At 74.6% G+C, this 11,016-nt stretch carries 9 protein-coding genes; 5 read left to right on the top strand and 4 right to left on the bottom strand.

What is annotated here, in order from left to right; genetic code table 11:
• The first annotated feature begins 204 nt into the window (after positions 1–204).
• The 3 genes from ACFWWQ_RS26000 to ACFWWQ_RS25990 all read left to right on the top strand — a co-directional run bounded on the left by ACFWWQ_RS26000 (position 205) and on the right by ACFWWQ_RS25990 (position 2,559).
• A complete protein-coding gene (locus ACFWWQ_RS26000; RefSeq protein ID WP_384600736.1) occupies positions 205–1,467 on the top strand; it encodes a D-alanyl-D-alanine carboxypeptidase family protein in 1,263 nt (420 codons plus the stop codon).
• Between the two features lie 291 nt (positions 1,468–1,758).
• Entirely contained in the window at positions 1,759–1,965 is a 207-nt protein-coding gene (locus ACFWWQ_RS25995; protein WP_143943308.1) for a cold-shock protein, read from the top strand.
• Positions 1,966–2,199: 234 nt separating this feature from the next.
• Complete coding sequence (locus tag ACFWWQ_RS25990; RefSeq protein WP_384600733.1) at positions 2,200–2,559, top strand: hypothetical protein; 360 nt, start codon at positions 2,200–2,202, stop codon at positions 2,557–2,559.
• Positions 2,560–2,676: 117 nt separating this feature from the next.
• On the opposite strand, the gene ACFWWQ_RS25985 is transcribed toward ACFWWQ_RS25990, so the two are convergent.
• Positions 2,677–2,868, bottom strand: a complete 192-nt coding sequence (locus ACFWWQ_RS25985) for an antitoxin (RefSeq protein ID WP_384600731.1) — start codon at positions 2,866–2,868, stop codon at positions 2,677–2,679.
• A gap of 188 nt (positions 2,869–3,056) precedes the next feature.
• Between ACFWWQ_RS25985 and ACFWWQ_RS25980 the strand changes: the two genes are divergently transcribed.
• Entirely contained in the window at positions 3,057–3,272 is a 216-nt protein-coding gene (locus ACFWWQ_RS25980) for a hypothetical protein (RefSeq protein WP_384600728.1), read from the top strand.
• A gap of 103 nt (positions 3,273–3,375) precedes the next feature.
• On the opposite strand, the gene ACFWWQ_RS25975 is transcribed toward ACFWWQ_RS25980, so the two are convergent.
• Together ACFWWQ_RS25975 and ACFWWQ_RS25970 are read right to left on the bottom strand one after the other, a co-directional pair.
• On the bottom strand, positions 3,376–6,423 hold the full coding sequence (locus ACFWWQ_RS25975) for an alpha-mannosidase (RefSeq protein ID WP_384600725.1): 3,048 nt from the start codon (positions 6,421–6,423) through the stop codon (positions 3,376–3,378).
• 59 nt (positions 6,424–6,482) lie between these two features.
• Positions 6,483–7,778 carry a glycosyl hydrolase gene (locus ACFWWQ_RS25970; RefSeq protein ID WP_384600722.1) on the bottom strand — a complete coding sequence of 432 codons (1,296 nt, stop codon included), beginning with the start codon at positions 7,776–7,778 and terminating at the stop codon, positions 6,483–6,485.
• 411 nt (positions 7,779–8,189) lie between these two features.
• Between ACFWWQ_RS25970 and ACFWWQ_RS25965 the strand changes: the two genes are divergently transcribed.
• Positions 8,190–9,749, top strand: coding sequence for an SDR family oxidoreductase (locus ACFWWQ_RS25965; protein WP_384600719.1), 1,560 nt, complete (start codon positions 8,190–8,192; stop codon positions 9,747–9,749).
• 112 nt (positions 9,750–9,861) lie between these two features.
• Here ACFWWQ_RS25965 and ACFWWQ_RS25960 read toward each other — a convergent pair whose 3' ends face one another.
• Positions 9,862–10,737 carry a lysozyme gene (locus tag ACFWWQ_RS25960; protein WP_384600716.1) on the bottom strand — a complete coding sequence of 292 codons (876 nt, stop codon included), beginning with the start codon at positions 10,735–10,737 and terminating at the stop codon, positions 9,862–9,864.
• Positions 10,738–11,016: the final 279 nt, after the last annotated feature.

Genomic DNA, 11,016 nt, shown 5'->3' with positions numbered 1-11,016 from the left:
TGGTGGGGTACTCGTGTTTGTGGGGCGGGGGGGGGGGGGGGCGCGCCGGGCTCCCCCCGGCCCCGTTCCCGGCGCGTCGGCCGGCCCGTCGCCCGACCGCGCCGCCCGCACGGCCCGGCGCCCGCCGCCGTCCCGGCGCCGACGATGAACCGTATGGAGCACTCCAGACGGCGACCCGCCCGGGGCCGTTCCTAGCGTGGCCTCATGTCGTCAGCGAATTGGCCCTCCGTCAAAGCCGGGACCGCCGCGGCCGTTTGCGCCGCGACCGTCGTCGTCTCCGCCCTCCCGGCCGCCGCCGCAGGCTCGCCGGGGGACGGTCCCCGCGTGGCCGGGGACGCCCCGTCCACCACCTCCGCCGCCCGCCTCGACCACCCCGGCGTCCAGGTGCGCACCGCACCCGACGTCGACGAACCTCCCGATGTCTCCGCCCTGTCCTGGATGGTCACCGACGCCGACGACGGCCGGGTGCTGGCCGCCAAGGACGCCCACCGTGAACTGCCGCCCGCCAGCACCCTCAAGACCCTCTTCGCCGTCACCGTGCTGCCGAAATTCGGTCAGGAGACCGTGCACACCGTCTCCGAGGACGACCTGTCGGGCATCAGCCCCGGCAGCTCCCTCGTCGGCATCAAGGAAGACCTCCGCTACACCGTCGCCGACCTGTGGCGCGGCGTCTTCCTCAGCTCCGGCAGCGACGCGGTGCACACCCTGGCCGCGATGAACGGCGGCTGGGAGGCGACGTTGGAGGACATGCGCGCGATGGCCGACCGCCTCGGTGCCCGCGACACCGACGTCGAGTCGGCGGACGGCTACGACACGCCCGGCCAGCACTCGTCCGCGTACGACCTCACGCTCTTCGCCAAGGCCGGGCTCACCAACCAGGACTTCGCCCGCTTCGCGAGCACCGAGGAGGCGCAGTTCCCCGAGGCGGGCGGCCCGGACTCGTTCGGCATCCAGAACACCAACCGGCTGCTGGTCGGCTCGCACGGTGTGGAGCCGTACCCCGGCCTGATCGGCGTCAAGAACGGCTACACCTCGCAGGCGGGCAACACGCTCATCGCCGCCGCCCACCATGACGGCCAGACCCTCCTGGTCACCGTCATGAACCCGCAGTCCGGCAAGAACAACGCGGTCTACGAGGAGGCCCGCTCCCTCCTGGACTGGGGCTTCGACGCCGCACCCGACATCGAGCCGGTCGCCATGCTGCCGGACCGCGTGGGTCCGCAGCCCTCGCCCTCCCCGGAGCCGGACCCCGACGGACCGGCCTCCCACGAACCCGGCGCCGACCGCGCCGACCGCGCCGCCCACCGCCGCGACACCGACCGGGCGGCCGTGTTGCGCGCCGCCTCGGTGGGCCGCGACGCCGGTACGCCGGACGGCCCGGGACCGGGCGTCTGGTGGCTCACGGCCGCGGGTGCGGTGCTGGTCAGCGGCTTCACGGTGGTCGTGTGGCGCCGCCGCCAGGACTGACCCGCCCCACCCCGGCCGGGCCCCGTACGGACACACGACCGGTCGGGGATGCGGTGGACCGTGGGGGCGTTCCCGCAGGGGACCCGTGACGCGACTGCCACGACGGTGATGACTGCCGGGCAACACTCGGTGTAGCGTCCCGATCAGCTGTCGTGGTTCCGAAGTGCCGGACGCCCGTGTCGCCTTCACGGGCGTTCTTTCTGTGCGATATCTCTCCGGACCAGGGCGATCACCTCCGGCTGCCGCACCGCGCGGGAGCCGATACGAGCCCCTTGAACGAAGGAGACGGATATGGCCAGCGGAACCGTGAAGTGGTTCAACTCGGAGAAGGGCTTCGGCTTCATCGCGCAGGACGGCGGCGGCGCCGACGTCTTCGCGCACTACTCGAACATCGACGCCACCGGCTTCCGTGAGCTGCAGGAAGGCCAGAAGGTGACGTTCGAGGTCACCCAGGGCCAGAAGGGCCCGCAGGCGGAGAAGATCCGCGTCGAGGTCTGAGCCCGGCTCACCACGGCGCCCGCCCCGCGTGTTCGGGGCGGGCGCCGTCGCGTGTCCGGCCCACCGCTCCCGGTCGTTGAGGACCCTCGGGAAGAGCCGGCGGTCGCGGGGCGGAGCAGAACATCGGGGGCCGGCGCGGCCGACAGCGTCGTCATCGGCTCAGAGCAGGCGGCCCACCTGCACCGATGGGGAAAACCCCGTCCGTTGTCGGACGGCTGTGCGAGGATCGCGGGCATGGGGATCTTCAGCAGGCGCGGCGGCACCGAACCGCCGCCGACCGCAGGGCCGTTCCGCTTCGCCGTCGCGGAGGTTTTCGTCGTGCCCGTGCGCGGCGTGGTGTTCACCGGCCACGTGGTTTCCGGGGCGATACGGGCCGGGCAGCGGGCGCTCCTGCCGCTGTCCGCGGGGCCGCGCGAGGTGACGGTCGAGAGCATCGAGGTCCGCCGCCGCAGGCGTGGGCACGCCGCCGAGGGAGAGGAGGCGGCCCTGTACCTCGCCGGAGTGACCGCCGCCGACCTCCCTCGCTCCCTCGGCGCGGGAGGCGCCGTTCTGGACACCGAGCCGCTGCGGGGCCTGGAGATCACCGAGGTGTGAGGCCGGGAGCGCGGCCCGTCCCGGGCGTGCCGGTGGCCCCGTCCGGCCGTGCCCGGGGGCGCGTCCGCTCGGGGCCACAGCAGCGGCGGGCCGCGGCGGAGGGCGCGGCCCCGGGCGTCAGGACTGCGGCGGCTGGCCCTTGTCGCCCCCGCCGAACTCGTCCTTCAGGCGGTCCTGGCCCTTGTCGACCTGGCCGCTGTACTTGCCTTGGGTCCGCTTGTCGACGTAGTCGCCGGCCTTGTCGATGCCCTTGCCGGTCTGTTCTTCGTGGCCCTTGAGCATGGACTTGAGCTTGTCGAGCATGGACATGGGTCATCCTCCCTCACGACGATCCCCGTCGGCTCCAGCATCGCTCCCGCCCTGGCGGCCCGCATCCCCGCGACCCACGGCGCCCGCCCCGGGGCCGTCACCCGGCTGGGCCACGGATATGGCCTGGGCGGCGCAGCGGCGGCCCGTCCGGCGGGCGGTCGGCCCGGTCACCGGCCCAGAATGCACCGGTGACCGAAGAACACCGCACGCCCGACGGGCCCGCGCCCCGCCGCATCACCCGCGACGAGGAACGCCGACGGGCCCGGTCCGCGCTGGCCGGCCGGGCCCGGGACGCGGGGGAGCTGTCCCTGCTGCTGGACATGCTGGACCTCGACCCGGGCCATGACGGCTACCCCGAGGAGGACGAGCCCGCCACGGCTCCGGAGGACGGGCATCCGCCGTGAGGCCGCCCCGGGGCCGACCGGGACGCGGCCGCGCGGGCCCACGGTGACGCCCCCCGGCCCGTTCGCCCGCCGCCGTCGGCCGCGTCTCCATCGCCCCGTACGCTCACTCCCCGTCCACCGCCCGCGTCAGCCGCAGCGTGACCAGCTGGAACGGCCGCAGGGCCAGCCGCACCGCGGCGCCGTCCCGTACGAGACGCGGACCGTCGGGCACCGGGCGCTCCAGCAGGTCGGCGGCGACGACAGCGGACGGCAGGAACGACGTGGTGAGCGTCGCGGTGCCGCGCGCGCCATGGGCCTCGTGGAGCCGGACCACCACATCGCCGCTGCCGTTGTCCGCGAGCTTCACCGCCGTCACCACCACCGCCTCCTCGGCGACGGTGACCAGCGGCGCCACCGGGCCCGCGCCCGTCACCCGCCGCTCCGGCAGGTTGATGCGGTGGCCCTCGCGCACCGCGTCGCCGATGGCCGCGCCGGGCACCAGCGCGTACCCGAAGCGATGCACGCCGTGGTCGGTCTCCGGGTCCGGGAAGCGCGGGGCGCGCAGCAGGGAGAGCCGCACCGTGGTCGTGGTGCCCGGCGCGTCGGGCGCCTCCCGCGCGGTGCGGGTCACGTCGTGCCCGTACGTCGCGTCGTTCACCAGCGCCACGCCCCAGCCGGGCTCCGCGAGATGGACGAAGCGGTGCGCGCACGCCTCGAACTTCGCCGCGTCCCAGCTGGTGTTGGTGTGCGTGGGCCGGTACAGATGCCCGAACTGGGTCTCCGCCGCGTACCGGTCGGTGTGCAGGTCCAGAGGGAAGGCGGCCTTGAGGAACTTCTCCGTCTCGTGCCAGTCGACCTCCGCCGCCAGATCGATCCGGCCCGCGCCCCGGGCGAGCGTCACCGTCTGCACCACGCGGGAGGCCCCGAAGCGCCGCGTCACCCGCACCGCCGCCGCCTCGTCGGACGCCGCCGCGAGCGTCACCTCGTCCGCGTCGGTCAGCGCCGTGACGGTGTTCCGGTAGAACGCGTCCACGTCCCACGCGTCCCACATGTTCGGGAAGTCCGGGTGGAGCTGGAGCAGATTGGCGGCGCCGCCCGGCGCGACGCACTCCCGGCCCGCCACCAGGTCGTACACCGACACCAGCAGCCCCCGCCCGTCGATCTCCGCCCGCAGCACGCCGTTGACCAGCACGAACCCGCCGCCCGCGCGGGGGCGCGCCGACACCGGTCCGCCCTCGGGCACCGCGGGGGCGATCCCACCGGCGGCGACGCCCGCGCGGGCGTGCGGCGCCGCGTTCGCCGTCAGCGTCCGCTCGCCGTCCCCGGCCAGCGCCGCCAGCGCGCCCGCGATGATCCCCTCCAGCTCCGCCGCGACCGCCGCGTACGTGCGCGCCGCCTCCCGGTGCACCCAGGCGATCGACGAGCCCGGCAGGATGTCGTGGAACTGGTGCAGCAGCACCGTCTTCCACAACCGGTCCAGCGCCGCGTACGGATACGGGTGACCGGCTGTCACCGCGGCGGTCGCCGACCACAGTTCGGCCTCCCGCAGCAGCTGCTCGCTGCGGCGGTTGCCGCGCTTGGTGCGCGCCTGGCTGGTCAGCGTCCCGCGGTGCAGCTCCAGATACAGTTCGCCCACCCAGACCGGCGCCTCGGGGTACTCCGCCTCCGCCGCCGCGAAGAAGTCCGCGGGCTTCTCCCACGCCACCACCGGCGAGCCGTCCAGATCCCGCAGCCGCCGCGCCTTGGCGATCATCTCGCGGGTGGTGCCGCCCCCGCCGTCACCCCACCCGGTCGGCGCCAGTGACCGCCCGGCCATGCCCTTCTCCTTGAAGTTCCGCACCGCGTGCGCGAGCTGCGCGCCGGACATCTCGCAGTTGTACGTGTCGACCGGCGGGAAGTGCGTGAAGATCCGGGTGCCGTCGATGCCCTCCCAGCGGAAGGTGTGGTGCGGGAAGGAGTTGACCCGGCTCCAGGAGATCTTCTGCGTCAGCAGCCACCTGGCGCCCGCCGCCCTGATGATCTGCGGCAGCCCCGCGGCGAACCCGAACGTGTCCGGCAGCCACACCTCGTCACTCTCGACGCCGAACTCCTCCAGGAAGAACCGCCGCCCGTGCACGAACTGCCGCGCCATCGCCTCCGACCCGGGCATATTGGTGTCCGACTCCACCCACATCCCGCCCGCCGGGACGAACCGGCCCGCCGCCACCGCCTCCTTGACCTTCGCGTACACCGCGGGCCGGTGCTCCTTCAGCCAGGCGAACTGCTGCGCCTGGCTCATCGCGCACACGAACTCCGGCTCGTCCGCCAGCAGCGCGGTCATGTTCGACGCGGTACGCGCCACCTTCCGCACCGTCTCGCGCAGCGGCCACAGCCACGCCGAGTCGATGTGCGCGTGACCCACCGCGCTGATCCGGTGCGCCGATGCGCCCGCGGGCGCCGCCAGCACCTCCCGCAGCCGCTCCCGCGCCGCCGGTGCGGTACCGCCCACGTCCTGGAGGTCCACCGTGTCCAGCGCCCGGCCGACCGCCCGCAGGATCTCCCAGCGGCGCGGCGCCTCCACGGGCAGCTCGGCCATCAGCTCGCCCAGCACCTCCAGGTCCTGGACCAGCTCCCACACCGCCCGGTCGAACACCGCCAGATCCATCCGCGCCAGCCGGTACAGCGGCGCGTCGCCCGCGGTCTCCGGGTCGCCCAGCGGCGTCGGGCGGAACGGCGGATCGCCGAGGATCACCGGGTTCGACGCCGCCTCCAGATGCCATTCGACGTGTTCGCCGCCGCGCACCGGTGAGCCGACCCGGACCCACTGGTTGCGCGGGTTGAGGCCCTTGACGGGGGTGCCGTCGGGCGTGTGGACCAGTGCCTCGCACTGGAAGCCCGGCAGCCGCTCGTCGAACCCGAGGTCGAGCACCGCCTCCACGGTCCGCCCCGCCCACTCCCGGGGCACCTCACCGGTCACCTTGAACCACGTCGTCCCCCAGGGCGCGCCCCAGGCGTCCCCGACGGTCACGGGGGAGTGCGGGGCCGCGATCCCCTCCGCCACCGGAACCGGTTCGCCCGGGGCGACCCAGGCGGAGACCTCCAGCGGTACGGACGCGGAGTACAGCGCGGGCCGGATGCGTTCGTCGAGCACGCGGGCGAGGCGGGCTTCGGTCAGGGCGCGGTCGTCGTGCATGGGGTGTGCTCCTCACGTCGAGGGGGCGTGCGGGTGGCCGGGTACGGGGCGGCCGGTGGTCAGTCGGGGCGCCGGACAGCGGTGCCGCCGATCACCTCCGCCGGTGTCACCAGCTCCGTGATGCCGCGGGCCGCCAGCCGGTCCGCGTCGCCGGTGTGCGAGTCCAGCACCAGCGCGGGCCGGACCCCGTCGGCCGCGAGTTGGGCCCACGCCTCGAAGACCGGCCCGCCCGGGGCGCACACCGACCGGCGCGGCGCCGCCTCCGGCTCGCCCACGTCGACGACGAGCGCGGTGGTCCGCGGCGCGGGGCGGTGCGGCCGGCTGCGCCCTGCGGCGGCCCGCTCGGCGAGGGCCCGCGCCGCCGGTTTGGCCGTCCCGTCGGTGGTGAACAGCCCGAGCCCGTACTCCAGCTCCGGGAAGTCCGCCAGCGCCCGGTCCACATCGTGCGAGCACCACCACGTCACGCCCCACACGTCCGCGCAGTCCAGCGCGGCGTCGACGGTGGCCGCGGTGAAGCGGGCGACGCCGTCCGGCGGGATGTGCGGCGCCGGGGCGCCCACCTCCTGGAGCCACACCGGACGGCGCGGATCGTCGGCCCACGCCTTCGACAGCTCGATCAGATACGCGGCGTGCTGCTCCGTCGCGGCGCCGGTGGCGCCGTGCCGCTGCGCCGTCCCGTTGAACACCCAGGAGTGCACCGCCGTCACCGCGCCCAGCCGGGCGGCGTGTGCGGGCGTGAAGGGGTGACCGTCCTGGTACCAGGACGCGTCGTAGGCGGCGTGCAGATGCGGCCGCCCCGGCGCCCCGCGCTCACAGGCCGCCAGTATCAGTTCCAGCCACGCCCCGGCCTGCGCCGCGTCGATCCGGTCCGGATCGGGGTGCGGCCCGTCCGCGAACTGGTTGAACTCGTTGCCGACCGTCATCCCGAGGAACGCGGGCCGGCCGGCGAGCGCGGCGGCCAGCGTCCGCAGGTACTCCTGCTGCCCGGCGAGCACGTCCGGATCGGTGAACAGGCTGCGCCGGTGCCAGGTCCGCGTCCAGGCGGGCAGGAAGTCGAAGCTCGACAGATGCCCCTGGAGGCCGTCGACGGCGACGTCCAGCCCCCGCTCGGCGGCGGCGTCCGCCAGTGCCACCAGCTGTTCCACGGCGCGCGGCCGGATCAGCGTCCGGTTGGGCTGGAACAGCGGCCACAGCGGGAAGACACGGACATGGTCGAGGCCGAGCCCGGCGACGGCGTCCAGATCGGCGCGCACCGCGTCCAGGTCGAAGTCGAGCCAGTGGTGGAACCACCCTTGCGACGGCGTGTAGTTGACGCCGAAACGCGGCGGGCGGCGATCGGTGTCCTGCTCGGGCATGACGGCTCCTGCGGGTCGGACGAACCAGCGGACACGGCCGGACGGGGGCCGGACCCCTCATCCCATGACCCCCTCGCCCCCATCGAGGACGGAGAAACGCCGCGGCGCGACGAAGGCCGGGAGCGACGGCCGCAACGGCCACGACGGGCGCGGTCGCCACCGGCCGGAACGGCCATGACGGGCTCGCCGCCGCCGCTACGGAGGACGGACCCGCCGCCTCCGCCCGCTGAGCGTCCGGGGGACGCGCCAGGGCGCGCGCCGGACCACTGGTCCCCGTGCCTCGCCCTCGCACCGCGCCCCGGCCCGCCGCCATGCCCCCTGCCCCTCCCGATGCCACACTGATCTGGGTGGGGCGGCGTGGCCCGCCGCTCCGGCACGGCCCGGTACCCGCCCCGGCAGGAGGCACGGCCCATGGCCGACACCGCAGCGCACGGCGGCCCGGACCCGGGCGCGCGCCAGCAGGCCTCCGGCGCACGCACCCCGCCGACGCGCCCCCTCGCGCTGGTCACCGGCGCCACCGGATACATCGGCGGGCGCCTCGTCCCGGAGCTGCTGGACGCCGGATACGCGGTACGGGCCCTGGCCCGCACCCCGCAGAAGCTGCGCGACCACCCCTGGGCGGGCCGCACCGAGATCTACCGGGGCGACATCACCGACGTCGCCTCCGTCCGCGGCGCACTCGACGGCGTCGACACCGCCTACTACCTGGTGCACGCCCTCGGTACCGGCGCCACCTTCGAGGAGACCGACCGCCGAGCCGCCCGGATCTTCGCCGACGAGGCGCGCGCCGCCGGAATCCGCCGCCTCGTGTACCTCGGCGGCCTCACCCCGCCCGGCGTCCCGCGGGATCGGCTCTCCCCGCACCTGCGCTCCCGCGCCGAGGTCGCCGACCTCCTGCTCGCCTCCGGCGTCCCCACCGCCGTCCTCCGCGCCGCGGTGATCATCGGCTCCGGCTCCGTCTCGTTCGAGATGCTCCGCTACCTCACCGAACGCCTTCCGGTGATGATCACGCCCAGCTGGGTCTCCACCCGAATCCAGCCCATCGCCGTCCGCGACGTTCTGCGCTACCTCGTCGGCTCCGCCACCCTGCCCGACGACGTCTCCCGTGCCTTCGACATCGGCGGTCCGGACGTCCTCACCTACCGCGGCATGATGCAGCGCTACGCCCGCGTTGCCGGGCTGGCCGGACGGCTCATCGTGCCCGTCCCGGTGCTCACCCCGGGCCTGTCCAGCCACTGGGTCGGCCTGGTCACCCCCGTCCCCGGCAGCCTCGCCCGGCCGCTCGCCGAATCCCTGCGCCACGAGGTCGTCTGCCGGGAACACGACCTTGCACGGTACGTCCCCGACCCGCCCGGCCACCCGCTCCCGTTCGACGACGCGCTGGCCCTGGCCCTGCGCCGGATCCGGGAGGCCAAGGTCGCCACCCGCTGGTCCAACGCCGCGGTCCCCGGCGCCCCCGCCGAGCCGCTGCCCACCGACCCCGACTGGGCGGGCGGCAGCCTCTACACCGATCGCCGCCGACGCCTCGTCGACGCCGGCCCCGAAGCGCTCTGGAACGTCGTGGAGGGCATCGGCGGCGAGCACGGCTGGTACTCGTTCCCCGCCGCCTGGGCGGTCCGGGGCCTGCTCGACCGGCTGGTCGGCGGCGTCGGGCTGCGCCGTGGCCGCCGTGACGCCGCCCGGCTGCGGGCCGGCGACTCCCTCGACTTCTGGCGGGTCGAGGAGATCGTCCCCGGACGGCTGCTGCGGCTGCGCGCCGAGATGCGGCTGCCGGGCCTGGCCTGGCTGGAGCTGACTGTCGGCCGCGACGCCCGCGGCCGTACCGTCTACGGCCAGCGCGCCCTGTTCCACCCTCACGGACTGACCGGACACGCCTATTGGTGGGCCGTCGCCCCCTTCCACGCCGCGGTGTTCGGCGGCATGGCCCGCAACATCGCCCACGCCGCGGAGAAATCCCCGGCCGCACGGTGACGGTGCGGCAACGGCCGGGAGAGGGCCGGTCGTGGCACGGCGAACGGCCGGTCCCCGGCGCCGTTTCGGGCGCCGGGAACCGGCCGTCGCGTGGTCCGGGGCCGGGTGGGCGTCAGCCGTTGGCGAGTGCCTGCAGGCGGCTGAACGACCCGTTGAAGTGGTTGCGGTCGCCGACCGTCTGCCCGCTGGAGGTGTACTGCCAGATGGTGTGGAAGTCCCAGCCGGCCGGGAGCTCACCCACGGACGAGCCGTACCGCGGGACCCACAGCGGGTTGGTCTTCCCGAACTTCTTGGAGTTCCCGGTGCACTGCTTCCACCAGTCGGTGGAGGTGTAGAGGATGGCGTCCCGCTTGGTCTCGTCGCGGTACGTCGTCACGAAGTCCGTGATCCAGTCGATCATCGCGTCCTGGCTCATGCCGTAGCAGGTCGCCCCGTAGGGGTTGTACTCCATGTCCAGCGCCCCGGGCAGCGTCTTGCCGTCCTTCGACCAGGCGCCGCCCTCCTTCGCGAAGTACTGCGCCTGCGCCGTGCCGCTGGAGTGGTCCGGCAGCGCGAAGTGGTACGCGCCGTGGATGATCCCCGCGTCGTACGACCCCCGGTACTGCTGGGTGAAGTACGGGTTCTTGTACGTGGTGCCCTCGGTCGCCTTGACGTACGCGAAGCGCACCCCGCTCTGCCGCAGCGCGGGCCAGCCGACGTTGCCGTTGTGGCTGGAGACGTCGACGCCGTTGACCGACGCGATCGTGGTGGACGCCTTCGTCTCCTGGTCGTCCGTGTCCTGGCCGCCGGCCCGGTTGCCCCCCTCGTGGGCGGCGATGGTGGAGCCCATCCAGTCCTGCTCGGGGTGGGCGGGCTCCCGGCCGTTCCCGGTGGCGGCCGCCGCGGCGATGGGCAGCGCGAGCGGCAGGGCGAGCGCGGTGAGGACGATAAGGGATCCGGCCGTGACGGAGAACGCACGGCGGGCGGAACCGGAACTGCTCAAGGGCATCGGGTGCCTCCGAAAGCCATCGGTGAGGTCGAATCGGCAGACTGTGGCACATTTCTGCCGATAACAAGACATATACGCTAATCCGTACACGCCGAAGACCCGATGGCCCATCAGTCCGCCATTCGGCCGGTCGGTCTCACCCGTCCGGCCGCGTCTGACGGCGCGTCGGCCGACCTCGCGCGCCCCGGTGTGCAAACGCCGGCGGGGGGGGCGGGGGCGGGTGGGGGAGCGGGGGGGCGGGCGCGGGGCGGCGCGCGCGCGCGCGCGCCCGCGGCCGCG

Source organism: Streptomyces sp. NPDC059080 (assembly GCF_042739975.1).
Lineage (GTDB): Bacteria > Actinomycetota > Actinomycetes > Streptomycetales > Streptomycetaceae > Streptomyces > Streptomyces benahoarensis.
Note: the sequence above shows the minus strand (reverse complement) of the source record. Positions and strands in the feature narration are given on the sequence as shown.